24 protein-coding genes and 1 pseudogene are annotated in these 25,453 nt (G+C 73.7%); 13 read left to right on the forward strand and 12 right to left on the reverse strand.

All coding sequences use genetic code 11. The features are described from left to right. The first annotated feature begins 78 nt into the window (after positions 1-78). Complete coding sequence (locus ACIPSE_RS40595) at positions 79-507, forward strand: secondary thiamine-phosphate synthase enzyme YjbQ (protein WP_401673466.1); 429 nt, start codon at positions 79-81, stop codon at positions 505-507. A 12-nt stretch (positions 508-519) separates the two neighbouring features. Here ACIPSE_RS40595 and ACIPSE_RS40600 read toward each other — a convergent pair whose 3' ends face one another. After that, positions 520-1,098 carry a TetR/AcrR family transcriptional regulator gene (locus tag ACIPSE_RS40600; protein WP_401673468.1) on the reverse strand — a complete coding sequence of 193 codons (579 nt, stop codon included), beginning with the start codon at positions 1,096-1,098 and terminating at the stop codon, positions 520-522. 87 nt (positions 1,099-1,185) lie between these two features. Between ACIPSE_RS40600 and ACIPSE_RS40605 the strand changes: the two genes are divergently transcribed. Continuing rightward, positions 1,186-2,067, forward strand: coding sequence for an SDR family oxidoreductase (locus tag ACIPSE_RS40605; RefSeq protein ID WP_401673470.1), 882 nt, complete (start codon positions 1,186-1,188; stop codon positions 2,065-2,067). A gap of 49 nt (positions 2,068-2,116) precedes the next feature. Here the strand turns inward: ACIPSE_RS40605 and ACIPSE_RS40610 are convergent, their stop codons facing one another. From ACIPSE_RS40610 to ACIPSE_RS40630, 5 genes are all read right to left on the reverse strand, one after another. Next, positions 2,117-2,956, reverse strand: a complete 840-nt coding sequence (locus ACIPSE_RS40610; RefSeq protein ID WP_401673591.1) for a S1 family peptidase — start codon at positions 2,954-2,956, stop codon at positions 2,117-2,119. 244 nt (positions 2,957-3,200) lie between these two features. Further along, complete coding sequence (locus tag ACIPSE_RS40615) at positions 3,201-3,902, reverse strand: response regulator (protein WP_401673472.1); 702 nt, start codon at positions 3,900-3,902, stop codon at positions 3,201-3,203. Between the two features lie 121 nt (positions 3,903-4,023). Then, positions 4,024-4,488, reverse strand: coding sequence for a cyclic nucleotide-binding domain-containing protein (locus ACIPSE_RS40620; RefSeq protein WP_401673474.1), 465 nt, complete (start codon positions 4,486-4,488; stop codon positions 4,024-4,026). 126 nt (positions 4,489-4,614) lie between these two features. Further along, positions 4,615-5,418, reverse strand: coding sequence for a polyphosphate kinase 2 (gene ppk2, locus ACIPSE_RS40625; RefSeq protein ID WP_401673477.1), 804 nt, complete (start codon positions 5,416-5,418; stop codon positions 4,615-4,617). A 172-nt stretch (positions 5,419-5,590) separates the two neighbouring features. After that, complete coding sequence (locus ACIPSE_RS40630) at positions 5,591-6,268, reverse strand: universal stress protein (protein WP_401673480.1); 678 nt, start codon at positions 6,266-6,268, stop codon at positions 5,591-5,593. Between the two features lie 242 nt (positions 6,269-6,510). Here ACIPSE_RS40630 and ACIPSE_RS40635 point away from each other — a divergent pair, with 242 nt between their 5' ends. Beyond that, positions 6,511-8,238, forward strand: coding sequence for a GAF domain-containing protein (locus tag ACIPSE_RS40635; RefSeq protein ID WP_401673482.1), 1,728 nt, complete (start codon positions 6,511-6,513; stop codon positions 8,236-8,238). 44 nt (positions 8,239-8,282) lie between these two features. Here the strand turns inward: ACIPSE_RS40635 and ACIPSE_RS40640 are convergent, their stop codons facing one another. The 4 genes from ACIPSE_RS40640 to ACIPSE_RS40655 all read right to left on the reverse strand — a co-directional run bounded on the left by ACIPSE_RS40640 (position 8,283) and on the right by ACIPSE_RS40655 (position 12,670). Then, entirely contained in the window at positions 8,283-9,047 is a 765-nt protein-coding gene (locus ACIPSE_RS40640; protein ID WP_401673485.1) for an SDR family NAD(P)-dependent oxidoreductase, read from the reverse strand. Between the two features lie 133 nt (positions 9,048-9,180). Continuing rightward, the gene (locus ACIPSE_RS40645) at positions 9,181-10,074 is read right to left on the reverse strand and encodes an amidohydrolase (RefSeq protein WP_401673487.1); all 894 of its coding nucleotides are present in this window, start codon (positions 10,072-10,074) and stop codon (positions 9,181-9,183) included. Next, the gene (locus tag ACIPSE_RS40650; protein ID WP_401673489.1) at positions 10,071-11,672 is read right to left on the reverse strand and encodes an aromatic amino acid lyase; all 1,602 of its coding nucleotides are present in this window, start codon (positions 11,670-11,672) and stop codon (positions 10,071-10,073) included. Before ACIPSE_RS40650 ends, ACIPSE_RS40645 begins: the two co-directional genes overlap by 4 nt. After that, on the reverse strand, positions 11,669-12,670 hold the full coding sequence (locus ACIPSE_RS40655; protein ID WP_401673491.1) for an ornithine cyclodeaminase family protein: 1,002 nt from the start codon (positions 12,668-12,670) through the stop codon (positions 11,669-11,671). The genes ACIPSE_RS40650 and ACIPSE_RS40655 overlap by 4 nt, the downstream gene beginning before the upstream one ends. A gap of 138 nt (positions 12,671-12,808) precedes the next feature. Here ACIPSE_RS40655 and ACIPSE_RS40660 point away from each other — a divergent pair, with 138 nt between their 5' ends. From ACIPSE_RS40660 to ACIPSE_RS40685, 6 genes are all read left to right on the forward strand, one after another. After that, positions 12,809-13,891, forward strand: coding sequence for an ABC transporter ATP-binding protein (locus ACIPSE_RS40660; RefSeq protein WP_401673492.1), 1,083 nt, complete (start codon positions 12,809-12,811; stop codon positions 13,889-13,891). Continuing rightward, positions 13,888-14,544: an ABC transporter permease gene (locus tag ACIPSE_RS40665; RefSeq protein ID WP_401673494.1), complete on the forward strand. Its 657-nt coding sequence runs from the start codon at positions 13,888-13,890 to the stop codon at positions 14,542-14,544. The genes ACIPSE_RS40660 and ACIPSE_RS40665 overlap by 4 nt, the downstream gene beginning before the upstream one ends. Then, a complete protein-coding gene (locus tag ACIPSE_RS40670) occupies positions 14,541-15,230 on the forward strand; it encodes an ABC transporter permease (protein WP_401673496.1) in 690 nt (229 codons plus the stop codon). The genes ACIPSE_RS40665 and ACIPSE_RS40670 overlap by 4 nt, the downstream gene beginning before the upstream one ends. A 61-nt stretch (positions 15,231-15,291) precedes the next feature. Next, complete coding sequence (locus ACIPSE_RS40675; RefSeq protein ID WP_401673499.1) at positions 15,292-16,227, forward strand: ABC transporter substrate-binding protein; 936 nt, start codon at positions 15,292-15,294, stop codon at positions 16,225-16,227. Between the two features lie 59 nt (positions 16,228-16,286). Beyond that, positions 16,287-16,733, forward strand: a complete 447-nt coding sequence (locus tag ACIPSE_RS40680; RefSeq protein ID WP_401673502.1) for a hypothetical protein — start codon at positions 16,287-16,289, stop codon at positions 16,731-16,733. A gap of 161 nt (positions 16,734-16,894) precedes the next feature. Further along, positions 16,895-18,118, forward strand: coding sequence for a cysteine desulfurase-like protein (locus ACIPSE_RS40685; protein WP_401673504.1), 1,224 nt, complete (start codon positions 16,895-16,897; stop codon positions 18,116-18,118). Between the two features lie 32 nt (positions 18,119-18,150). On the opposite strand, the gene ACIPSE_RS40690 is transcribed toward ACIPSE_RS40685, so the two are convergent. Both ACIPSE_RS40690 and ACIPSE_RS40695 read right to left on the reverse strand, forming a co-directional pair. Then, positions 18,151-19,296 carry a homoserine O-acetyltransferase gene (locus ACIPSE_RS40690; RefSeq protein WP_401673594.1) on the reverse strand — a complete coding sequence of 382 codons (1,146 nt, stop codon included), beginning with the start codon at positions 19,294-19,296 and terminating at the stop codon, positions 18,151-18,153. Between the two features lie 68 nt (positions 19,297-19,364). Further along, positions 19,365-20,723: pseudogene (locus tag ACIPSE_RS40695) on the reverse strand (bifunctional o-acetylhomoserine/o-acetylserine sulfhydrylase); the annotation flags it as partial. A 550-nt stretch (positions 20,724-21,273) separates the two neighbouring features. On the opposite strand from ACIPSE_RS40695, the gene ACIPSE_RS40700 reads away from it, so the two are divergent. The 4 genes from ACIPSE_RS40700 to ACIPSE_RS40715 are packed head-to-tail and all read left to right on the forward strand — an operon-like array spanning position 21,274 to position 25,351. Next, positions 21,274-22,305, forward strand: coding sequence for an isopenicillin N synthase family dioxygenase (locus tag ACIPSE_RS40700; protein ID WP_401673506.1), 1,032 nt, complete (start codon positions 21,274-21,276; stop codon positions 22,303-22,305). Further along, the gene (locus tag ACIPSE_RS40705; RefSeq protein WP_401673508.1) at positions 22,302-23,609 is read left to right on the forward strand and encodes an O-acetylhomoserine aminocarboxypropyltransferase/cysteine synthase family protein; all 1,308 of its coding nucleotides are present in this window, start codon (positions 22,302-22,304) and stop codon (positions 23,607-23,609) included. Before ACIPSE_RS40700 ends, ACIPSE_RS40705 begins: the two co-directional genes overlap by 4 nt. Continuing rightward, positions 23,606-23,872 (forward strand): hypothetical protein, encoded by a 267-nt coding sequence (locus ACIPSE_RS40710; protein WP_401673510.1) that lies wholly within the window; start codon positions 23,606-23,608, stop codon positions 23,870-23,872. Before ACIPSE_RS40705 ends, ACIPSE_RS40710 begins: the two co-directional genes overlap by 4 nt. Beyond that, a complete protein-coding gene (locus ACIPSE_RS40715; protein WP_401673512.1) occupies positions 23,873-25,351 on the forward strand; it encodes an MFS transporter in 1,479 nt (492 codons plus the stop codon). Positions 25,352-25,453: the final 102 nt, after the last annotated feature.

Here is a 25,453-nt window from a genome sequence, read left to right on the forward strand (position 1 = left end):
GGATCTTCCCTCGGGTCTCCCTCGGGTCCGGGGGGCGGCGGTCCTCCGCGCCCGCGTCGGGTGGGCGAGGATGGACGCATGTCAGATGCGTTCACCACCCGGGTCCTGAACATCACGTCCGGCTCCTCGGAGCGCGTGGTCGATCTCACCGCCGACTGCGAGGCGTTCCTGCGCGAGGCCGCCGCCGGGCGCGACGGCCTCCTCAACGTCTTCGTCCCGCACGCCACCGCGGGCATCGCCGTCCTGGAGACCGGCGCGGGCAGCGACGACGACCTCCTCGCCGCCCTGCACACCCTCCTGCCCGCCGACGACCGCTGGCAGCACCGCCACGGCAGCCCCGGCCACGGCCGCGACCACGTCCTCCCGGCCCTCGTCCCGCCGCACGCCACGCTGCCCGTGGTGGCGGGCCGGCTGGAGCTCGGGACGTGGCAGTCGGTGTGCCTGGTGGACACCAACCGCGACAACCCGCAGCGAAAGGTCCGGGTCAGCTTCCTCGCGGGTTCCTGACCCCCGTGCCGCTCATCCCAGCGAGGCGCTCGCCGCGCGCAGTTCGTCCAGGGCCGCCAGGGTGAACCCGGCGAGCTCGTCCGTGCCGTCGCGGGCGCCTTCGGACCATCGGCCGTAGCCGCGCTTGAAGGCGAGGACGCCCAGTTCGCCCGCCAGGGCCGCCGTCGCGTCGGGCACGCCGCGGGCGACCAGGGCGGCCGTCATCGCCGCCGCGAGGCTCACGCTCTTGAGCGCGTCGCGCTCCTGGAGTTCGGCGCTGGCGGCGACCGCCGCCTTCAGGCGTGGCGCCAGTTCGCGGCTGACGGGGCCCATCGCGCCCGACGCGCGCTCCAGACCGGCGGCGACCGCCTCGAGCGGGCTCGCGTGGGCGGGCGCCTCGGCGATCCCCTCGGTCAGCAGACGGCTCAGCGTCTCCTGTCCCGCCACCAGCAGCTCGCGCTTGTCGGGGAAGTGCCGGAAGAAGGTGCTCTTGGTGACCCCCGCGCGTTCGGCGATCTGCGTGACCGTCGTGGCGTCGTACCCCTGCTCCGTGAACAGGTCGACAGCGGCCATGACGAGGCGTTCGCGTGCGCCCGGTTCCCATCTGCCCATGGTCGCCATCATAAGTGATGGGACTCTTGTCCCATCACTGAGGTACGGTGATGGGACAAGAGTCCCATCACTTCTCGGGAGTTCCCCATGCGCGTCTTCGTCACCGGCGGCACCGGTCTGATCGGGTCCGCCGTCGTCGCCGAACTGACCGGCAACGGCCACACCGTCCTCGCACTCGCCCGCTCCGACGCGTCCGCGCGGGCCGTGGCGGCGGCCGGCGCCGCACCCGTCCGGGGCGCCCTCGCCGACCTGGCCGCGCTCCGCGACGGCGCCGCCCGCGCCGACGGGGTGATCCACCTGGCCTTCGGCCACGACTTCAGCAGCCCCGACAGCATCGCCAGGTCGGTCGCGGAGGAGAGCGCCGCCCTCGCGGCGCTCGGCGAGGAACTCGTCGGCAGCGAGCGCCCCTTCGTCGTCTGCTCCGGTACGCCCCATGTGCCCGGCCGCGCCTCCACCGAGACCGACCCGCTGATGACCGACGGGCCGGTCGGCGGCCGGGGCCGCTCGGTGACGTCGGTCCTGGAACTGTCCTCGCGCGGGGTGCGCAGCAGCGCCGTACGCCTGCCGCGCACCGTCCACAACGAGGGCGCCGGCGGATTCGCCGGCCTGCTGACCGACATCGCGCGCCGTACCGGCGTGTCCGGCTACCCCGGCGACGGCGCGCAGCGCTGGCCGGCCGTGCACGCGCTCGACGCCGCGGTCCTCTTCCGTCTCGCCCTGGAGCGGGCGGAACCGGGCACGGCCTGGCACGCCGTGGACGACGAGGGGGACCGGGTCCGCGACATCGCCGCCGTCATCGGCCGGCGCCTCGGCCTGCCGGTCCGGCCGGTCCCCGCGGAGGCCTTCGGCCCCCTCGGCCAGATCTTCGCGAGCGACCAGCCCTCGTCCAGCGCCCGCACCCGCCAGGCACTGGGCTGGGAGCCCAAGCATCCCGGCCTGCTGGAGGACCTGGAGAACATCCGGCCCTGACGGGCGGCCGGGACGTCAGGGACGTCAGGGACGTCAGGGACGCCCGGGATCAGTAGACGCTCACCCCGTAGACGCTGAGCGCTTCCTGGATCGGCTGGTAATAGGTGGTGCCGCCCGACGTGCAGTCGCCCGAGCCGCCCGAGAGGATGCCGATGACCTTGTCGCCGGCGTACAGCGGGCCGCCGCTGTCGCCGGGCTCGGCGCAGATGTTGGTGCGGATGAGGCCGCGGACGACCGCGCCGCTCGCGTAGTTGACGGTCACGTTGAGCGCGTTCACCACCCCGCAGCGCACGCCCGTGACCGCGCCCCGACGGCACACCGCCTGCCCCACGTAGGCGGTGCCCGCGCCGGTGACGTCCACGGTGCCGATCGTGCCGGGGCGGGGGACGGCCGTGTTGGTGTACCGGACGAGGCCGAAGTCGTCGCCCGGGAAGCTGGTGGCGACGGTCGGGCCGATCGCCGTGGTGAGCGCGGCGCTGGTGGACCAGGTCGACGCGGCCTGGGTGCAGTGGCCCGCCGTCAGGAAGTAGTACGTCGAGCCGCTCTGCACGTTGACCCCCGCCGAGCAGCGGTACGCCGACGCGTAGATCCCGTCACCGCCCGACACGAGGGTGCGCAGTTGTCCCTCGACCCGCTCCACGTTCGCGGCACCGGCGGCCCGCCGCAGTCTTGCCAGGTCCGTGGCCGCGACCGTGGAGTCCGCGAGGACCCGCAGGCGCCCGCTGCCCTGATCCACGGCCCAGCTCGTCCCGGCGATCCCGAGACCTTCGACGACGGCCCGCGTGCTCTGTACGGAAGCGGCGCCGGGCGACGGTGCCGCGCTCGCCGGGACCGTGCCGGACACGGCCAGCGCGATCACGGCCGGCAGGCTCGTCACCGACGCGATCACGCGGGAACGTCCGGCGGTGGTGCGGAGTGTTCTGCTCACCCAGGTCGCGCAGGTCTGCCAAGTCACCCAAGTCTCCCGAGGACGGTCGGCCAGATGGGCGGCCCGCCGGCATCGGTGACCGGGCGTGCCGTGGACGCGCGCGGCCACGACGGATCACGGTCACCCGACGCGAGCCGGCCGGCGTCCCAGTCTGCCGGGCCCCGCCGGGTGGGGACAGACGTACTTCGGCCGAGGCGGCCCGCGCTCACCTGCCCGGGCGGTCCCCCGGCTCCGGCTGCTCCAGCTGGGACGCCAGGACCGCCGCCTGGACGCGGCGTTGGACGCCGAGCTTGGCGAGCAGACGGGAGATGTGGTTCTTGACGGTCTTCTCGGAGAGGAAGAGCTTCTTGCCGATCTCGCGGTTGGTGAGGCCGTCGCCGATGAGCGCGAGGATGTCCCGTTCCCGGGGCGAGAGGCTCGCCAACTCCGGTGAGAGGGAAGGGGTTTCGGCGGGGTCGGCGCGCAGGGAGCGCATCAGGCGGGCCGTCGTCGCGGGGTCCAGCATGGACTGGCCGGACGCCACCGTGCGGACGGCGGAGACCAGGTCGGAGCCCTTGATCTGCTTGAGGACGTAGCCGGAGGCGCCGGCCATGATGGCGTCGAGCAGCGCGTCCTCGTCGTCGAAGGACGTCAGCATCAGACACGCCAACTCCGGCATACGGCTGCGCAGTTCACGGCAGACCGTGATGCCGTCGCCGTCCGGGAGACGGACGTCGAGAACGGCGACATGGGGACGCAGGGCGGGGCCGCGGACGAGGGCGTGCTCGACGGTGTCGGCGTCCCCGACCACGGAGATGTCCGGTTCGGCGTCGAGGAGGTCGGTGATGCCGCGCCGCACGACCTCGTGGTCGTCCAGCAGGAACACGCGGATCGGGTCCTGCTCCGTGAAACTGCGTGTCTCGGCCATGACGATCCCTCGTTCCGGTGGCGCGCGGACTGCGGGCCGCTCGTGAGGGCGATCATCGCTCGCCGGGGGCGGGGCGCACTAGGGCCGACCGGCCCCAGTCGCTCCGGTGCGCGGCGCCCGCTCAGACGGTGCCGCCCGCGCCGTAGGGGGCGTACAGGTCCATCAGCCGGGTACGGGCCGAGCGCAGCCGGTGGGCGAGCACGTCACCGACCCACTGGGCGACGGCGCTGCCCAGCGCCGGGTCGTCCTGGCACATCAGCCGGACGGCCGTGGCGTCGAACTCGTACGCCCGCACCGGGGTCGTCGCCTCGGCGCCCATGTGCCACACGTGCGGGGCGAACAGCCAGGACCAGCCGACGAGTTCGTTGTGCCGCAGGATCTCGATCACGGCGGACCGCCGTCCCGGCACCCGCATGTCGAGCTCCACCGTGCCCGTGCGGACCACCCAGAAACGGTCGGCCCTGCCCCCCTCCTCGAACAGACGTGCGCCCTGCGGGAAGGACACCTCGCGGGCGACGCTCATCAGCCGGTGCCGGTGCTCCGCGGGCAGGGCGCGCAGCATGCTGGGCGTGGGCGTGGTGATCATGGGGTGCCTCCCGGGCGGGGGTGCCGGCTTCTCCTGACACCAGCCTGGCGTCCGGCGCCCCGCTCGCCCATGGGCCACTCGGCCTCCCGGGCGGGCCACCCGGCCCGCCCGGGGCGCGGCCGTCGCTCAGAGCGTCGCCGCGTGGTCGGGCACGTACGTCTGGAGGTCCCGTGGCGGGCGCTCGTACCCGGTCGACGGCGGGCGGCCCGGCAGTTCCAGCACCGGCGGCGGCACCTCGTGGTAGGGCACGGAGTCCAGCAGATGGGCGATCGAGTTCAGCCGCGCCCGCCGCTTGTCGTCGCTCTCCACGACGGCCCACGGCGCCTCGGGGATGTCGGTGTGCACGAGCATCTCGTCCTTGGCCCGGGAGTACGCCTCCCAGCGGGTGATCGACTCCAGGTCCATCGGGGAGAGCTTCCAGCGGCGCACCGGATCCTCCAGGCGGCGCCGGAAACGCTCCTGCTGCTCGGTGTCGCTCACCGAGAACCAGTACTTGCGCAGCAGGACGCCGTCCTCGACCAGCATCCGCTCGAACTGGGGGCACTGGCGCAGGAAGAGCTGGTACTCCCGCTTGGTGCAGAACCCCATCACGTGCTCGACACCGGCCCGGTTGTACCAGGACCGGTCGAACAGCACGATCTCCCCGGCGGCCGGCAGATGCTCGACGTACCGCTGGAAGTACCACTGGGTGCGCTCGCGCTCGGTCGGCTTGGGCAGGGCCGCGATCCGGGCGACGCGCGGGTTGAGATGCTCCGATACCCGCTTGATCGTGCCGCCCTTGCCCGCCGCGTCCCGCCCCTCGAAGACGACGACGAGCCGGGCGCCCGTGGCCCGCACCCACTCCTGGAGCTTCACCAACTCCGTCTGGAGCCGCAGCAGTTCCCGCTCGTACGTCTTGCGCGGCAGCCTCGCCGCGCCCTTGTCGGCCATGCCGCCTCCGCCGCCTCGTGGGACGGCCCGTCCGGGCCGCGTCCCCATCCGGACGCCACCGTACGTTCCGGCGCGGCGGCGCGCACCCGGACGGCCCGCCGGTCAGGGCCCCTGGGGGGTGTGGCGAAAGTCCCGCACAGCACCCGCGGCGCCCGGCACGCGCCCTCGCCCCTCACGCGGGGATCACGGCCACCGGGCAGCGCGCGTCGCGCAGCAGGGCCCGCACCGTCGTCCCGGGCGACCGTCCGCCGTCCCGTCCGACGACCACCAGCCCGGCCCGCGCGGACCGTTGGACCAGCGCACGGGCCGGCGCGAGCAGCCGGACGTCCTCGAGGACCCGCACCTCGGGGTGGTCCCCGCGCCACGGCCGCAGCGCGTCCCGCAGCGTCTGCACCTCTTCGTCCTCCCAGGTGGCGCGGTCCTCCTCCGGTACGGCGAAGGGCAGTTCGGCCCTGGCGGCGGGCAACTGCCAGGCGTGCACGGCCCGCAGACGCACGCCCCAGGACCCGGCGGCCTCGAAGGCGAAGTCCACGGCGGCCGGACAGGGACGGCGGGCGTCGACGCCCAGGACGATCTCGGCGTCCGGTGACGGGGCGGTCGCCTCGGGGACCAGCACGACCGGGCAGCCCGGGAGCAGCGCCGGGTCCGTGTCCCGCAACCCGGTCACGAGGAGCTGCGCGTCGGCGAGGGCGCCGGACCCGGCGTGGTGGACCACGCGCAGCGGCAGACGGCGCCGGGTCGCCTCCTCCCACGCCCAGTGGACGGTCGGCTGGTACCGGGCGGGGCCGTCGAGGCTGGCGACGATGACGCGGTCCAGTCGCTGCCGGGGGACCGACGGTGAGCGGTTCATGGCCCTGCCTTCTGCTCGGGAAGCACGGAACGGACGCATGACGGACGCGGTGCGTGGCCGCGCCGGCACGGACGCCGGCACCGGCGCCCTGTCGACCGTGGCACCGGCGGGCGCGCGGCGACAGGGGCCCGTCGGCGCTTTCACGGGGCCGAACGGTCCCTGCGGGCCGGTCCCGGTCGGTAGCGTGGACAGTGATCGCAGCGGCTGGTGAGCGACCGCGCAGGGGAGCGGAGGAGACGCAGGTGGGAAGCGCCGAGGAGCCTCGGGAGGCCCGGGTACGGCTGCCGCAGTTGCGGCTGGACGAACTGCTGGAGGAGCTGCAGGCCCGGCTGGACGCGGCACGCGGCACCCGGGACCGGGTGCACAGCCTGCTGGAGGCGGTGCTCGCGGTCGGCCGTGAGCTGGACCTGGAGCAGGCGCTGCACAGCATCGTCGAGGCCGCGGCCGTCCTCGTGGACGCCGAGTACGCGGCGCTCGGTGTGATCGGCCCGGACGGCAGGCGGCTGTCGGCCTTCCACACGGTCGGCGTCACCGAGGAGCAGATCGCCCGGATCGGCCCCTACCCGGAGGGCCACGGCATCCTCGGCGAGCTGATCCGGCACCCGGCGCCGCTGCGCCTGGCGAAGATCTCCGAGCATCCCGCGTCCTACGGCTTCCCGCCCAACCATCCGCCGATGAACACCTTCCTCGGGGTGCCCATCCGGGTGCGTGAGCAGGTCTTCGGCAATCTGTACCTGACCGAGAAGCGGGGCGGCGCGCAGTTCGACGAGGAGGACGTCTCCGTCACCTCGACGCTCGCCGTGGCCGCCGGGGTCGCCATCGACAACGCCCGCCTGTACGAGGAGTCCCGGCTGCGGGAGCGCTGGCTGAGCGCGACCGCGGAGATCACCCGCAGCCTGATGTCCGGCGCCGACCGGGGCGAGGTCCTCGGGCTGATCGCCGACCGGGCCCGGGAGATCACCGGGGCGACGCTGGCGATGGTGGCGGTGCCGATGGAGGACACCGACTCGCTCAGCGTGGAGCTGGCCATCGGACCGGGCGCGGAGACCCTGCGCGGGCTGGTGCTGCCCGTCGACGGCTCGCTGATCGGGGAGGCCTTCTCGACGGTCGCGCCGGTCACCACCCCGGACGTCTGTCTCGACGAGCGGGTGGCGGCGCGGCGGTCCCGCTTCACGGGCCTGGGCCCCGCGCTGGCCGTACCGGTCGGCACCGGGGAGGGCGGGGTGCGCGGTGTCGTCCTGCTGATGCGGGCGGCGGGCCGGACGGTCTTCACCGACAAGGAGACCGATCCGCTGCTGAGCTTCGCCGCGCAGGCCGCCGTCGCCATGGAGCTCGCGGAGCGCCGCCGGGACGCCGAGGAGGTCGCCGTCCTCAAGGACCGCGACCGGATCGCCCGCGATCTGCACGACCTCGCCATCCAGCGGCTCTTCGCGACCGGCATGACCCTCCAGAGCGCGGGCCGGTTCATCGAGCATCCCGAGGCGTCCGAGCGCGTGGTCCGCGCGGTCGACGACCTCGACGAGACCATCAAGATCATCAGGTCGACCATCTTCGGTCTGCGCTCCCGCGAGGGCTCCGGCGGAACCGGGCTGCGTGCCCGCGTGGTCCGGATCGCCGGGGAGGCGGCGGCGGTGCTCGGCTTCGCGCCCAGCGTGCGCATGGAGGGCCTCCTCGACACCGACGTCCCCCGCGAGATCGCCGACCACGCGGTCGCCGTCCTCTCCGAGGCGCTCACCAACATCGCCCGCCACGCCCACGCGGACCGCGCCGACATCGTCCTCACGGCCGAAGCCGGCCGGCTGCGCCTCGCCGTCACCGACAACGGGGTCGGCATCCCGCCGGACGGCCGCCGCAGCGGCCTGCGCAACATGGCCGAACGGGCGAGGCAGTTGGGCGGCGCACTCGAACTGGGCGGACCGGAGAGCGGCGGTACGGCACTGGTGTGGCAGGTCCCGCTCCCGGCCGAGTAGCCCCGGGGCGGCCCCCGTTCAGACGTCCGGTGCAGGATCGCGGGTCAACGGCCCCGCTCGGCGCCGCCGTTGACCTGGACGATCTGGCCGGTGACGTGACCGGACGCGGGGGAGGCGAGCCAGTGCACGGTCTCGGCGACGTCCTGCGGGGTGCCCGCCCGGCCGGTGCTGGTCTGGCCGACGAGGGTCCGCTCCCGCTCCGCCGACAGGGCGCCCCGGAAGAACTCCGTCCCGGCGGTGTACCCGGGCGCGACCACGTTCACGGTGACGCCCTGTCCGCCGAGCGCGGCGGCGAGATCGTACGCGTACGGGTGGAGCGCGGCCTTCGCGCCGCCGTAGGAGCCGGATCCGGAGCCCCGGTAGGCGGCGATCGAGCTGAGCAGGACCACCCGTCCGCCCGGCGAGGCGAGCAGGTCCCGCAGCGCCTCGGTGAGCAGGACGGTGGTCAGCACGTTGGCGCGGAAGTTGCCCGTCCAGTGCGCGGCGGCCCGCGCGGCCGGGCTGCCCTCCGCAGGCGGGGCGTCGAGAGCGGCGTTGCCGCCCGCGCTGTGCACGAGCACGTCGACCCTGCCGTACTCGCGGCCCAGGACCTCCCGCACCCGGTCGGCCTCGGCCGGTTCGGCGAGGTCGGCGGCGAGCGGCACCACCTTGGCGAGGGCTCCCGCCTCCGCGATCTCCGCCGCCGCGCGTTCCAGGACGTCGGCCCGGCGGCCGATGACCACGACCTCGTCCCCGTCCCGGGCGAACCGCTCGGCGACGGCCCGGCCGATGCCGGTACCGCCTCCGCTGACCACGATCACGCGTGCCATGTACGTCTCTTCCGGTCTGCTCCGGCGGGAATCCTCGGACCGGAAGATCCTTGCACGGTCCGGTGGCCCGGTACCCGGATCCTGGGCGTCGCCAAGAGACGGCAATCGGCCGTTCACAAACCGCCGGCCGAACTCACCCCGTCAGCAGCCGCCGCGGGTTGGCAATCCGGAAGGCGTACGCCGCCGCGCCGCCCAGGCCGAAGCCGGGCTGCTGCGGCGGCTCCGCGTACGGCCGGTCCGAGCCCTGGACGACGGCGTCCACCCCGAGGGCGCGCACGACGGCCTCGACGGCGCGCGGCCCGTACGAGGACGTCTCGACGAACACGCCCGGGTCGGGGCGGGCCGGCCCGTCCCCGCGGGCGGCGAACCGCTCCCCGTGCAGCGGGGCGAGCCCGGCGAGCAGCGCGAAGCACACCCGCAGCCGGGGGCGGCGGGGCCGTCCGAACGCCTGGAACGCGAACCACGCGGCGTGCATCTGCTGCACGTAGGGCACCATCGCGGGCCACCAGCCGGGGCCCGCGGACGCCCCGGGGGCGGGCCCCGGGTGCACGAACAGCGGCAGGTCCCGTTCTTCGAGCAGATCGAGCAGTGGGCCGCAGCGGGCGTAACCGTCCTCGTCCGCAAGGGCGTTGGCCGGCAGCTGGAGTCCGGCGAAGCCCCGGTCCAGGTCCTCGGCCGCGCCCTTGGCGTCGATGTCCCGCACCCCGGCGGCGGCCCACGCGCCGAACGGCTCCGGCAGCGCGAGCGCGCCCTCGTGGTAGGCGTCGAGCAGGGGCCGCGCCTCGGCGTCGGGCAGCCACTCCACGCCGATCGGCGCGGACAGCGAGACCAGGGCCAGGCCGAGCCCGTCGTCGGCGGCGATCGCCGCACGCAGGGCGGGATCATGGGCGGCCGGCGGCACCTCGTAGGGCGGTTCGCCGTCCAGGAGCAGGGTCCAGCCGTCCAGGCGGGGCGGCTCGCGGCGGGCGCGCAGGGCGGCCAGCAGTTCCGGACTCCACAGGTGCTGGTGCACGTCGACGGTGGTCAAGACGTTCCTCCCGCCAGGGCGCCCAGAGCGCGCCGCACGTCATCGGAGTCCATGATCTCGCGGTCCACCGCCTCCACGTCCACCCCGCAGGGCCGGTCGTCGTCCAGCGGCGGCACCAGCGCGCGGACCGCACGGTGCAGCGCCGCAGGGCCCCGCCCCAGCGCGGAGGGCGCCGCCAGGTCCACCGCCTGCGCCGCCACCACGGCCTCCACCGCGAGGAGCTGACGCACCCGGCCCAGCAGCGTGGAGAGACGGCGCGCGCCGAGGGAGGCGTTGGTCGAGTCGTCCTCGACGGCGTCCGCGCCGTGCCGGGGGTCCACGGACACCGGCACCGCCAGCATGCGCACCTCGGTGACCAGCGCCTGTGCCGTCTTGGCCAGCGGCGCGAACCCCGAGCGCTCCGGGCCGTACGGCGACAGGTTCGCCGGCAGACCGCTCACCGCCGGGTCGAGCAGCCGTCGCATCCGCTCGCCGGAGACCGCCGCGGTCTGGGCGAGCGCCAGCGCGAGCGTGTCCAGGGCCAGCGCGAGAGCCGGGGTGTGGAAGTTGCCGGAGGAGACGATCGCGCCGGAGCCGAGGTCAGGGTCGGAGCCGAGGTCAGGGTCGGTCGTGCCACCGGTCCCGGCGCCCTCCTCGTCGCCGGCCAGGACCACCGGGTTGTCTCCGCACCCGTTCAGTTCGGGACCGAGCGCCGCCGTCGCGAAGTCCAGCGCCGCGTACGCGGAGCCGTGCACCTGGGCCGAGCAGCGCAGGCTGACGGGGTCCTGGACGCGCCGCGCGCGGCGCGGGTCGCCCAGTTCGCCGCCGTCGAGCAGGGCCAGCAACTCCCGTGCCGCGCGGGCCTGTCCAGGAGCCGGGCGCAGTGCGAGCACCCGCGGGTCGAGCGGGCTGGTGTTCGCCCGGAACCCCTCGTACGTCAGGGCGGTCACCGTCTGCGCGAGGCTGAGGACGGCGGCGGTCTCGTGCAGCGCGAGCGCACCCGCCCCGGCCGCCAGTGGGCTCGCCCCGCACAGCACGAGCCCGTCCTTGGGACCGAGACGCACCGGGGTGAGACCCGCCCGGCGCAGCGCCGTGGCCCCGTCGAGCACCTCGCCCCCGTACTCGGCGCGGCCCTCGCCGAGGACGACCAGACCGGCATGGGCCATCTGGCACAGATCGGAGGCGCCGATCGAGCCGACCTCGGGGATCACGGGATGCACCCGCGCGTTGAGCAGGTCCACCAGCAGCCGCACGACCTGCGGCCCCACCCCGCTGCCCCCGCCCGCGAGCCCGGACACCCGCGCGAGCAGCGCGGCCCGCACGACCGGCACCGGCAGCGGATCGCCGACCGCGTTGGCGCGCCCGCGCACCGTGCGCACGCTGAACCGTTCGAGCTCCGCGCGGGGCAGCGCGAACGAGGAGCGGGACCCCAGCCCGGTCGTCAGACCGTAGGTCGGCACCTGCCGGTCGACGGCGTCCTCGACGACGGCGCGCTCCCGTTCGAGGCGCGGCAACACCTCCTCGGCGAGGGCGACTCGGGCGCCGTCGCGGGCCACGGCGGCGACATCGTCGTACGACAGCGTGCGGCCGTCGACGCGTACCGTTCCGCGGGCCGTCACGAGAACCGCAGCTTCTGTCCCAGGCCCAGCTCCTCGGCCTTGCGGAGCATCGCCGCGCCGAGGGCGATGTCGGAGAGGGAGAGACCGCGGTGCCAGAACAGGTTCGTCTCCCCGGGGCTCTCCCGGCCGGGCTTCAGACCCGCCACGATCTCGCCCAACTCGCCATGGAGATTGCCCTTGTTGAGCCTGCCGGAGTCGACGTGGGCGCGCAGCGCGCCGAACGGTCCCGCGTGCGCCTGCCCCCAGTCGTCCACGACGACCTTGTCCATGACGTCGGTCAGGTCCAGCTCCACGGCGCTGTTCGTGCCGTAGGGCACCACCAGGGCGCCGGGGGAGATCCACTCGGTCCTCAGGAGCGGCTCGGGGCGCTCCAGGCGGGACGCCTCCACGACGATGTCCGCGCCCTCGACACAGGACCGCCAGTCGTCGGTGACGGTCACCGGCTTGCCGAGGTCGCGTTCCAGCCGCTCCGCGAAGGCGCGACGGCTCTCGGGGCGGCGGGAGTGCACCCGTATCTCGGTGAGGTCGAAGAGCCGGTCGAGGAGCCGGACGTTCCAGTACGAGGTGGCGCGGGCGCCGATGTGTCCGAGCACCTTGGAGTCCTGCCGGGCCAGATGGCGGGCGCCGAGCGCGGTGAGCGCGCCGGTGCGCATCTCGGTGAGGGCGGTGGCGTCGACGACGGCGACGGGCATCCCGGTGCGCGGGTCGAAGAGGTTCAGCAGGGCCATCTCGGACGGCAGGCCCTGGCGGTAGTTGTCGACGTAGTCGCCCACGATCTTGACACCGGCCAGCGAGAGCGGGGCGACGTAGCCGCGCAGGACGTTGAAGTGACCGTTGAAGGCGGGGTCGGGGACGAGATGGACGCGGGGTTCGATCACCGTCCTCCCGAGGCCCTGGGCCCGCAGTCCGTCCTCGACCGCGTCGAGGATCTCGGCGTCGGTGAGGTGCAGACGGGCGATGTCCGCGCCGTTCAGAAAGGTGAACCAGACCGGTTCCATGGAACTGTCTCCCTGCCTCTGACCTGCGATTATGTCAATTTCTCAGGAACGTAATACGCCGTTCACGAAAGAGCATTGACTGCCATTCAGTCACCGGTAACCCTGCATGACCATATGCAGTCGGGTGTAGGGGCAGTCTTGATCAGGTTCGATGCGGTGAGCAAGAAGTACCCGGGCGGGACGACCGCCGTGGACGAGTTGTCCCTGGAGCTGGCCGAGGGCGGCATCACGGTCCTGGTCGGCCCCTCGGGCTGCGGCAAGACCACCACCCTGCGCATGATCAACCGCATGGTCGAGCCCACCTCGGGCACCGTCAGCCTGCGCGGCAGGGACATCCGCGAGGTGCACGCGCCCGAGCTGCGCCGCGGCATCGGATACGTCATCCAGCACGCCGGGCTGTTCCCGCACCGCACCGTCCTCGACAACATCGCGACCGTGCCGCTGCTGCTCGGCTGGAGCCGCAGGAAGGCCCGCGCGCGGGCGGCGGAACTGCTCGAACTCGTCGGCCTGCCGGCGGAGTCGGGCAAGCGCTACCCCAACCAGCTCTCCGGTGGACAGCAGCAGCGCGTCGGAGTGGCCCGGGCGCTCGGCGCCGACCCGCCCGTCCTGCTGATGGACGAGCCCTTCAGCGCCGTCGACCCGATCGTGCGCGGTGAGCTGCAGACCGAACTGGTGCGGCTCCAGAAGGAACTCCACAAGACGATCGTCTTCGTCACCCATGACATCGAGGAGGCCGTCCGGCTCGGCGACACCATCGCCGTCTTCCGCACCGGCGGCGTACTCGCCCAGTTCGACAGCCCCGAGCGGCTGCTCGCCGAGCCCGCCGACGACTTCGTCGCCGGTTTCGTCGGCCAGGACCGGGGCATCCGCCGTCTGTCCTTCGTCAAGGGCTCCGAAGTGCCCCTGCGTGACGGCCCGTTGCTGCCGGCGGAGACGCCCGTGTCCGTGGCCCGCGCGGCCGGGGAACCCTGGCTCCTCGTCCTCGACGGCGAACGGCGACCCCTCGGCTGGGCCGAGACCGGCGCACTGCCCGCCGGCGGCACCCTCGCCGACGTCGAACTGAAGCCCTTCGGCCCCGGCTTCAGCCTCCTCGGCGACTCGGCGCGGGCCGCCCTGGACGCGGCGCTCCTGTCACCCGCCCGGCTCGCGGTCGCCCTCGACACCGACGGGACCGCCGTGGGAGTCGCGGGCGCGCAGGAGCTGACGGGCGGTGCCCGATGAACGACGACGAACCGCTGGTCCGTTGGGACTGGATCGGCGACCACGCCGGTGAACTCGCCGACTACACCGGCCTGCACCTGCGCCTCGGACTGCTGCCCGTCCTGTTCGGGCTGATCGTCGCGGTGCCCCTGGGGATCGCCTGCCACCGCTGGCGCTGGCTCTACCCACCGGTGCTGACCGTGGCCAACATCCTCTACTCCATACCGTCGCTGGCCCTGTTCATGATCTTCGTGCGGTACACGGGGCTCACCGAGCAGACGGTCATGATCCCGCTCACCCTCTACACGCTGTCCGTGCTCGTGCCGGGCGTCGTGGACGGTCTGGGCGCCGTACCCGAACCGGTGCGGCTCGCCGCCGACGCCATGGGCTTCGGCGCGGTGCGACGGGTCGTCCAGGTCGAACTGCCCATCGCCGTTCCCGTCGTCATCGCCGGAGTGCGCGTCGCCGCGGTCTCCTCCATCAGCCTCGTCGCCGTGGGACAGCTCATCGGACAGGGCGGGCTCGGCTACTACATCACCCGAGGCCTCCAACTCGACTTCCCCACCCCGATCGTCACCGCCATCGTGCTGATCATGCTGCTCGCGCTCGTCACCGACGCGCTGCTCGTGCTGGCGCAGCGGCTGCTCACCCCCTGGTCCAGGAGCACGGCATGAACGACGTCCTGAACCAGGTCCGGCTCGTCGCCGACTGGCTGACCTCGCCCGGCCAGTGGCGCGGCGACGAGGGCATCCCGCAGCGGCTCCTGGAACACCTCACCTACAGCGGGCTGTCGTTGCTGTGCGCGGCCGTGATCGGGCTGGCCCTCGGGCTGCTCGTCGGACACACCAGGCGCGGCGCGTTCGCCGTGGCCTCCGTCGCCAACCTCGCGCGGGCCGTCCCCACCTTCGGCCTGGTCGTCCTCGTCGTCACCCTCGCGGGGCTCAGCACCGCACCCGTGCTCATCGCCCTCACCGCGCTCGCCGTGCCGCCCGTCCTCATCAACACCTTCGAGGGCGTCCGGGGCGTCGACCCCGCCACCCGGGACGCGGCCCGCGGCGTCGGCATGACCGGCTGGGAGGTCCTGACGAAGGTGGAGGTGCCGATGGCGCTGCCGCTGATCCTGCTCGGGCTGCGCATCGCCGCGATCCAGGTCGTGGCCACCGCGACCGTCGCCGCCTACCCCGGGCTCGGCGGGCTCGGCCGGTTCATCGTCGACGGGCTCTCCCGCAACGACTACGAACTCGTCATCGGCGGCTCCGCCGTCGTCGTCGCGCTCGCCCTCGTCGTCCAGATCCTGTTCACCGCGCTGCGGCGCCTGCTCGTGTCGCCGGGTCTGCGGACCCCTGCGGCGAAGTCCTGAACCCCCACCGGTTCATGACGAAGTCCTGAGCCCCCAGGGGTTCTTGAGAGAGGAAACACCCATGAGAGCCATCCACCGCAGCGCCGCGTTCGGCCTGATCGCCGCCCTCGCGCTGACCGCCTGCGGCAGCGGCGGGGACAGCGACGACAACCCGCTGGCCGGCGACAGCGCCGACAGCGGCAGCGGCAAGTCCATCGTCGTCGGCTCCGCGAACTTCCCCGAGAACCAGCTCCTCGCCGAGATCTACTCACAGGCCCTGGAGAGCAAGGGACTCAAGGTCACCCGCAAGTTCGACATCGGCGCGCGCGAGGTCTACTACGACCAGGTCGTCAAGGGCGGCATCGGTGTCTTCCCCGAGTACAACGGCGCCCTGCTCGCCGTGGCGGTGGACAAGAACAGCACCGCGACCAGCACCGAGGACATCAACACCGAACTCAAGGCGAAGCTCCCGGACTCGGTGGAGATCCTCGACTCGGCCGAGGCCCAGGACAAGGACTCCGTCACCGTCACCGCCGAGACCGCCGCCAAGTACGACCTGAAGACCCTCGCCGACCTCAAGTCCGTCGCCAAGGACTGGACGATCGGCGCCGGTTCGGAGTTCAAGACCCGTACCCAGGGCGGCGTGGGCCTGAAGAAGGTCTACGGCGTGGAGTTCGGGACGTTCCAGCCCCTCGACGCGGGCGCCCAGAGCACCCTGCTGAAGCTGCTCAAGGACGACAAGGTGCAGGCCGCGAACATCTACACCACCGACCCCGCGATCGTCGAGGACGACCTGGTCGTCCTGGAGGACCCCAAGAGCCTCTTCTCCTCCCAGAACGTCACGCCCCTCGTCAACAAGTCCGCGGTCGACGACACCGCCAGGTCCGCCCTCAACGGCGTCTCCGCGAAGCTCACCACCGCGGACCTCCAGAACATGATGAAGAAGCTCGTCAACGACAAGGAGGATGCGAGCGACGTCGCCGAGGAGTGGCTCACCACGGCCGGGCTCGTGAGCTGAACGAGCGCCCGCGCGGGCGCGTACCTCTGGGCACACACCCGTGCGAAACGGAGCGGCACGTGCCCCGACAGCGACCCTTCATCCCCCGCCTGCTCGCGGTGGCCTGTCTCGCCCCCGCCCTCGGCTGCTCCGGCGGGGGCGACGGCGGCAGCCGGGCCGCCGCCGGGTCCACCGTGACCGCGGCCCCGGCGGGCGGGGTGGTGGCACCGGCCAGGGTCGAGGTGATCGGCGGTCTGCTCGGCTGCGAGGTCAGCATCCGCACCGAGGCGGAGGAACTGCGCGAGGGCGTCTGCCACGGCACGGCGGGCGACTACCTCATCACCACGTTCCCCGAGGACAGGCTGAAGGACACCTGGCTCGACGCGGCCTCCGTCTACGGCGGCACCTACCTCGTCGGCACCCAGTGGGTCGTCAGCGCCAAGCCGGCCCTCCTGAAGAAGGCCCGCCCCGAGATCGGCGGCGAACTCCAGGACCTGTCCGGCGCGAGCGGCACGACCGGCTCATAGGTGCCGGCGTCCTGACGTGCCCCGCCGCCGCGAGAAAGATCAGCACCGCCACGCGACCATGCGGGCGGGTGTGCGTACGGTGGTCGCGGTGATCCCCTCGGAACCGCTCGCGCGGGGGTCGCCGGGAGGACACACACCGTCCGGGCGCGAAGGAGCCTCGCATGACCCGCCAGACGCCGTACGACATCGCCGCCGTCCGCGCCCTGTTCCCCGCCCTCGCGGCCGGAACCGCCCACTTCGACGGCCCCGGCGGCACCCAGACCCCGCGCCCCGTCATCGACGCCGTCGCCGACGCCATGGCCCGCCCGCTCTCCAACCGGGGCCGCACGACCCCGGGGGAGCGCAACGCCGACGCGCTCGTCACCGGCGCCCGGGCCGCCCTCGGCGACCTGCTGGGGGCCGACCCGGCGGGCATCGTCTTCGGACGCAGCGCCACGCAACTGACGTACGACATGTCCCGCACCCTCGCCCGGACGTGGGCGCCGGGCGACGAGGTGGTCGTCACACGGCTCGACCACGACTCCAACATCCGCCCCTGGATCCAGGCCGCCGCGCAGGCGGGAGCCACCGTCCGCTGGGCCGACTTCGACCCGGCCACCGGCGAGCTGGGCGCCGACGTGATCCGCGCGCTGCTGTCCGAGCGGACCCGGCTGGTCGCCCTCACCGCCGCCTCCAACCTCATCGGCACCCGCCCCGCCGTCGCCGAGATCGCCGAACTGGTCCATGCGGCGGGCGCGTTGCTCTACGTCGACGGCGTCCACCACGCCGCGCACTCGCTCGTCGACCTGGAAGGGCTCGGCGCCGACTTCTACGTGTGCTCGCCGTACAAGTTCCTCGGACCGCACCACGGAGTCCTCGCCGCCCGGCCGGAGTTGCTGGAGACGCTGCACCCGGACAAGCTGCTGCCCTCCACCGACGCCGTCCCCGAACGCTTCGAACTGGGCACCCTGCCCTACGAGTTCCTTGCCGGGACCACCGCGGCGATCGACTTCCTCGCGGGCCTGGACCCGGCCGCCACGGGAACGCGCCGCGAACGCCTCGCCGCCTCCTACGCCGCCCTCGAAGCACATGAGGACACCCTGCGCGCCCAGATGGACAAGGGGCTGGCCGCCCTCGACGGGATCACCGTCCACTCCAGGGCGGACAACCGCACCCCGACCCTGCTGCTGACCTTCGAGAACCACGACACCGCCGACGCGTACGCCTTCCTCGCCGCACCCGAACGCCTCGTCCACGCCCCGTCCGGCTCCTTCTACGCCGTCGAGGCCTCCCGGCACCTGGGCCTGGGCGACACCGGCGGCCTCCGCGTCGGCCTCGCGCCCTACAACGACTCCACCGACGTGGACCGCCTGCTGACCGGCCTCTCCGACTTCCTCACCCGCTAGGCCGTGGACGGGACTCCACGGACGCGCCCTGGTCACGGCAGGAGCTCGCGCACCAGCGCGGCCACCTGCTCCACCTCGATGAGGAAACCGTCGTGCCCGTACGGCGACTCGATCACCCGGAGCCGGTCCGCGCTCCCGATCCCGGCCGCCAGCTCGGCCTGCTGGGAGGGCGGATAGAGCCGGTCGGAGCCGACACCGGCCACGAGCGTGCGGGCCGTGACCCGGCGCAGCGCCGCGCGGATGCCGCCCCGGCCGCGGCCCACGTCATGGCTGTTCATGGCCTCCGACAGGACGACATAGCTGCCCGCGTCGAACCGGCGCACCAGCTTGGCCGCGTGGTGGTCCAGATAGGACTCCACCTGGTACCGGCCGCCGGCCCACGGGTCCTCCGCGCCCTGGGACGACCGGCCGAAGCGGACGGCGAGCTCCGGCTCGCTGCGGTAGGTGACGTGCGCGAGCCGTCGGGCCAGTCCGAGGCCGGCGTCCGGCCCCCGCCCGGTGCCGTGGTAGTCGCCGCCGCGCCAGTGCGGATCGGCGCGGACCGCGTGCAGCTGGACGTTCGCCCAGGCGATCTGCTCGGCGCTCGCCGCGGCCGTCGTGGCGAGCAGCAGCAGCGCCCCGGCCCGTTCCGGATACCCGACGGCCCACTCCAGGGCCCGCATCCCGCCCATCGAACCGCCGACCACCAGCGCCCACCGTCCGACACCGAGCGCGTCCGCCAGACCGGCCTCGACCGCCACCTGGTCCCGCTGCGTCAGAAACGGGAAGGCGCCGCCCCAGTGGCCGCCGCCGGGCGCGAGGGACGACGGTCCGGTGCTGCCCTGGCAGCCGCCCAGCACGTTCGGCGCCACGACGAACCAGCGGTCCGTGTCCAGGGCGCGGCCGGGGCCGATCAACCCGTCCCACCAGCCCGGCGTCGGATGGCCGGGCCCGGCGGGGCCGACGACATGGCTGTCGCCGGTGAGGGCGTGCAGCACCAGCACCGCGTTGGACGCGTCCGGCGCGAGCCGCCCCCAGGTCTCGAACGCCAGCCGCACGCCCGGCAGTTCACCGCCGGCCTCCAGCGCCGGCGGCTTCTCCGGCTCGTACCACTGCCGGCGCCCGGGAGGGTCCCCCTCCCGCCAGGCCCCGGAGGCCGGCGGAAGGGGAGTCCCGGACGGAGTCGGTACGGTGTTCAGGACGTGCCCTCGGACGCGCTCCCGGCGCCGTCCGCGCCCTTGGCCGTGTCTTCGGCCGTGTCCTCGTCCGCGCCCTTGGCCGCGCGGAACCCGGCCTCCAGGTCCGCCTTCAGGTCGTCGAGACTCTCGATGCCCACCGACAGCCGCACCAGACCGGGCGAGGTGCCCGTGGCCGCCAACTGCGCCTCGTCCAGCTGGCTGTGGGTCGTGGACGCCGGATGGATGATCAGGCTGCGCACGTCACCGATGTTGGCGAGATGGCTGAACAGCTCGACCGCGTCCACGAACCGCTTGCCCGCCTCCACCCCGTCCCGCAGCTCGAACGCCAGCACCGCGCCCGCACCGCGCGGCAGATACGTCCGCCCCGCCTCGTACCAGCGGTTGGACGGCAGTCCCGGGTAGTGGACGGCGGCGACCTCGTCGCGCTGCTCCAGCCACTCGGCGAGCGCCTGGGCGTTCGCCGAGTGGCGCTCGATGCGCAGGCTCAGCGTCTCCACACCCTGGAGCAGCAGGAACGCCGAGTGCGGGGAGAGCGCGGGACCGAGGTCGCGCAGCAGCTGCACACGCAGCTTTACGGCGAAGGCGCCCGGGCCGAGCGCCGGCCAGTACCGGAGGCCGTGGTAGCTCGGGTCCGGCTCGGTGAAGTCGGGGAACCGCTCGGCGTGCGCCCCGAAGTCGAAGGTCCCGCCGTCGACCACCACGCCGGCGATCGCCGTGCCGTGCCCGCCGATGAACTTCGTCGCCGAGTGCACCACGATGTCCGCGCCGTGCTCAAGGGGCCGCAGCAGATAGGGAGTCGGGACCGTGTTGTCCACGATCAGCGGCACGCCCGCCTCGTGCGCCACGTCCGCGACCGCCCGTACGTCGAGGACGTTGCCGCGCGGGTTGCCGAGCGTCTCCGCGAACAGCGCCTTGGTCTCGGGGCGGATCGCCGCCCGCCACGCCTCGACGTCGTCCGGGTCGTCCACGAACGACACCTCGATGCCCAGCTTCGGCAACGTGTGCCGGAAGAGGTTGTACGTGCCGCCGTAGAGCGAGGTGCTGGAGACGATGTGGTCGCCGGCGCTCGCCAGCGTCAGGATCGCGAGGGTCTCCGCCGCCTGCCCGGAGGACAGCGCGACCGCCGCCACACCGCCCTCCAGCGCGGCGATCCGCTGCTCGAAGACGTCCTGGGTGGGGTTGTGGATGCGGGTGTAGATGTTGCCGGGTTCCGCGAGCGAGAACAGGTCGGCGGCGTGCTGGGTGTCCCGGAACACGAACGACGTCGTCTGGTAGATCGGCGTCGCCCGCGCGCCCGTCGTCGGGTCGGGCGCGGCGCCCGCGTGGATCTGCTTCGTCTCGAACGACCAGGCGGAGGTGTCGGGTCCGGCGGGCGACTCCTCGGGGGTGTGCCCCGCGGTGACCGAGTCGATGGGCTGCTGGCTCATGGTGCTGCTCCCTGTGCGGAGGGTGAACGGTGGTGGGAAGGAACGGCGGAGGGGAGGGCAGACGGGCGCGACCGGGCCCGGGAACGGGCGCGGCACAAGGCGCGGAAAGATGCCGTCAGGCAGAGAAAGAGCTGGTCGGAAGCCGGAGCGGAGCGTCAGCTCGCGGCGGAACAGCCCGTGGTGGTGACACGCACGTAATCGACGTGGCGGCGGGTCACGAGCACGGTCATGGGCCCAGGTAACCACACCCGGGCGGCACCGCACCAGGGCGGACGGACCGTCTCAGCCGCTGGGACGCGTGGTGGACGCCCCTTCTCCCGTGTGCTTTGATCCCGGCCATGGAGACCACAGGCCCGGCACACACGGTGCTGCTCGACCCGTTCTGGGTGAGCCGCCGCGCCGACCAGTTCGACCAGGTCTGTTGCTGAACGCCGTCCCCCGGACCGCGATGCCCCTCTCCTCCTCCGCGCCTTGCCCCGCGCTTCTCTTCACCGGCAACGTCCCCTGCGCGTAAGCGGGTTCGCCGCCGTCAAGGAACCAAGGAACCCCCATGGCCCAGCCCACGGCCCTGCCCGTCCTCGACCTCTCCCGCTTCCGTGCCCCGGCCGCCGCCGACCGTGCCGCCTTCCTCGCCGAACTCCGCTCCGCCGCGCACGAGGTGGGCTTCTTCTACGTCACCGGACACGGAGTGCCCGCCACGCTCCAGGACGAGATCCTGGACGCCGCCCGCGCCTTCTTCGCCCTCCCCGAGGACCGGCGCCTGGAGATCGAGAACGTCAACTCGCCCCAGTTCCGCGGCTACACGCGCACCGGGACGGAGTACACGGCGGGCGGCGCCGACTGGCGCGAGCAGATCGACATCGGCCCCGAGCGCGCCGCACTCGACACCGGGCCCGGTGACCCCGACTATCTGCGGCTCGTCGGCCCCAACCAATGGCCTTCGGCGCAACCGGAGTTGAGGGACGTCGTGCTGCGCTGGCAGGCGCAGGCGCTGCGGGTGAGCCGCGAGGTGCTCCGGGCGCTCGCCGCGGCGCTCGGGCAGGACGAGGGCTACTTCGACCGGTGGTTCGACGACGAGGCCGCCGTGCACGTGAAGATCGTCCACTATCCGCCGCGCCCCGCTCTCGAAGCGGACCAAGGCGTGGGCGCGCACAAGGACTACGGCTATCTCGCCCTGTTGCAGCAGGACGAGGTCGGCGGACTCCAGGTGCGGCGCGAGGACGGCGAGTGGATCGACGCCTCGCCCGTGCCCGGCGCGTTCGTGTTCAACATCGGCGAGATGCTGGAGATCGCCACCCAGGGCTATCTGAGGGCCACGGACCACCGGGTGGTCAGCCCTCGCGCGGGCGTCCACCGCTACTCCGTCCCGTTCTTCCTCGGGCCGCGCCTCGACGCCGTCGTGCGGCCCCTCACGCTCCCGCCCGAACTCGCTGCCCGCAGCCGGGGCGTCACCGACGACCCCGGCAACCCGCTCCTCGCCGCCTTCGGGGAGAACGCCGTCGTCGGCTGGCTCCGCTCCCATCCACGGGTCGCCGCACGCTGGTGGGCCGACGTCCTCGACCGGCGGGAGGCGAACCGGTGAGCAGCCACGGCTTCGAGACCCGGCAGGTGCACGCCGGTGCCGTCCCCGACCCCGCGACCGGCGCCCGCGCCGTGCCGATCCACCAGACGGCTAGCTACGTCTACCGCGACACCGCGCACGCCGCCGCGGCCTTCGAGCTGGCCGACCTGACCACTCACGCCTACACACGGCTGTCCAACCCGACCACCGCCGTCGTCGAGGAACGCATTGCCTCCCTTGAGGGCGGCGCCGCGGCCGTCGCCGTGGCCAGCGGACAGGCCGCGACCGCGCTCGCCCTGCTCAACCTCGCCCGCGCGGGCGACCACATCGTCGCCTCCTCCTCCCACTACGGCGGCACCCGCACCCTCCTCCAGCACACCTTCGCCGACTTCGGCATCGACGTGACCTTCGTCGACGACCCGGACGACCTCGGCGCCTGGTACTCGGCCGTGCGCCCCACCACCAAGGCGTTCTTCGGGGAGAGCGTCGGCAACCCGCGCGGCAACGTCCTCGACCTGGAGGCGATCGCGTACATCGCCCACGAGATCGGCGTCCCCCTCGTCGTCGACAACACGGTCCCGACCCCCTATCTGCTGCGCCCCTTCGAGCACGGCGCGGACATCGTCGTCCACTCCACGACCAAGTTCCTGTCCGGGCACGGCACCGGCATCGGCGGAGTCGTCGTCGACAGCGGGCGCTTCGACTTCGGCGCCGACCCCGACCGGTGGCCGGGACTGACCCGCCCTGACCCGACGTACGACGGGCTGTCCTTCTGGGACTCCTTCTCCGACCTCGGGCTCGCCTACGCGCTGCGGCTGCGCACCCGGCTGGTCCGGGACCTGGGACCCGCCGTCTCCCCCTTCAACAGCTTCCTGCTGCTCCAGGGCCTGGAGACGCTCAGCCTGCGCATCGAACGGCATGTCGCCAACGCGCAGGCCGTCGCCGAGTGGCTGGAGCGGCAGCCGCAGGTCGCCCGGGTGCACTACGCGGGGCTGTCCTCCAGCCCGTGGCGCGTACCGGCCAAGCACTATCTGCCGCGCGGCGCCGGAGCCGTCCTCGCCTTCGAACTCGCCGACGGGCTGGAGGCCGGCCGGCGCTTCGTCGAGGGCGTCCGGCTCTTCAGCCACCTCGCCAACATCGGTGATGTCCGCAGCCTCGTGATCCACCCGGCCTCCACCACCCACGCCCAGCTCGACGCCGGGCAGCGGGCCGCCGCCGGGGTCGGCCCCGGCCTCGTCCGCCTCTCCGTCGGCATCGAGGGCGTCGACGACCTGATCGCCGACCTCACGACCGGCCTGCGCGCCGCCGCCGGGACCGGGACGTGACCAGCCGCCGCCCGCGCGGCACACCCCCTCCTCCCGCCGAGCCCACGACCCTGCTCGCCGCGCTCTCCGCCTGCGCCGCCGGCATCTCCGCCGGACGGACCGGCCGGAACGTGGTCGCCTCCCTCGACGACTTCGACGACTTCGACGACTTCGACGACCCGGCCGTCCCCGAACCGCGCCGCCGTGGACCGTTGCGCACCCACCGCGCGGGCACCGCCCCGCGCGGTCATCCGGGGCTGCCGGGCCCCGAACGGCGCGCCTGAATGCCCCGTCTGCTTCCGGGGGAGGACCCCGCCGCGCGTCGGGCCCTGCTGGTGTGCCTGGCCGCGGGGGCGACGACCCTGCTCGACCAGGCGGTCCTGAACATCGCCGTGCCCAGCATGCGCCAGACGCTGGGCGCGAGTGCGGCGGACGTCCAGTGGATCGTGGCCGGGTACTCGCTGGCCTTCGGTCTCGCCCTCGTGCCCGGCGGCGGCCTCGGTGACCTGCACGGCCGCAAGTGGCTGTTCGTCGCGGGCACGGCCGCCTTCCTCCTCGCCGGGGTGACGGCGGCGACCGGCGGGGGACCCGGCACCGTGATCGGGGCGCGGCTGGTGCAGGGCGCGGCGGCCGGGCTGGTCAACTCCCAGGTGATCGGCACCCTTCAGGACGTCTTCCGGGGTCAGGAACGCGGCCGTGCGCTGGGCGCCTACGCGGTGACGGCCGGTGTGGCCACCGCCCTCGGGCCGCCGCTCGGCGGCGCGCTGGTCGCCGGACTCGGCCCGGAGACCGGCTGGCGGTGCTGTCTCCTGCTGAGCGCGCCCTTCGCGGTCGTCACCCTCGTCCTCGCCGTACGCCATCTGCCGCCGCCCCGCCGTACCGCCCGCGACTCCCGCCTCGACACCCTCGGGCTCGTCCTGGCCTGCGGGTGCACCCTCGCCGTGATGGTGCCGTTCATCCGCACCCCCGGCAGCGGCGCCGGGGTGCTCGCCTGGACGGCGCTGATCTGCGCCCTCGCCGCCCTGTTCACCGCGCACCAGCGGGCCCGCGTCCGGCACGGGCGGCGGCCCCTCGTGCACCCGGCGCTGGCCGCGTCGCGGCCGTACCGGCTGGGTACAGCCGTCGCCATGGCCCAGTTCGGGTCCTCGCTGGCCGGGTACCTCGTGCTCACCGTCTTCCTCCAGGACGGGCTCGGCCTGTCCGCGCTGCTGACGGCGGCCGTCGCCCTGCCGTCGGCGGTCACGATGGGCGTCGCCTCCGGCCTCGCGTGGCGGCTGGTGCGGCGCGTCGGGCCGCGCACGGTCACCCTCGGGCTCGCCCTCGGCATCGGCGCGGCCCTCACCGGGGCGGCCGTCGCGCTGCGGGCACCGCTCGCCGCGCTGCCCGTCGCGCTCGCCGCCACCCAGGCGCTGAGCGGGGTCGCGAGCGGGCTCACCGTCTCGCCCAACCAGGCCCAGGTGCTCCAGCACGCCCCGGCCGAGGCCGCCGGAGTGGGCGGCGGCATCCTGCAGATGGCCCAGCGCATCGCCGCCGCGGTCTGCCTCGCGGCCGTCTCGGCGGTCTATCTGCACACGGCGCCGGCCTCCCCGAGGACCGCCTACGCGCTGGCCTCGTGCGGCTGCGCGGGACTGCTCGGGCTCGCGCTGATGCTGTCCCTGCCGAGCCGCCGGGACCCGTCACCGCGGGCTCCGCTGCCCTCGGCCCCCGCCGGCCCCGCCACCGCCGTACCACCCGGCCCCGACACGTCCACCTGCGAGAGGTAGCTTCGACCGTGCCCGACACGACCGTCGCGGAGGGCGGCTCGGACCGGACCCCCCGCGGATGACCCACACCCCCGCCTGCGGAAGCCACCCCCGCCCATGACC

The sequence above is a fragment of the Streptomyces sp. NPDC090106 genome (genome assembly GCF_044747265.1).
In the GTDB taxonomy this organism is placed as follows: domain Bacteria; phylum Actinomycetota; class Actinomycetes; order Streptomycetales; family Streptomycetaceae; genus Streptomyces.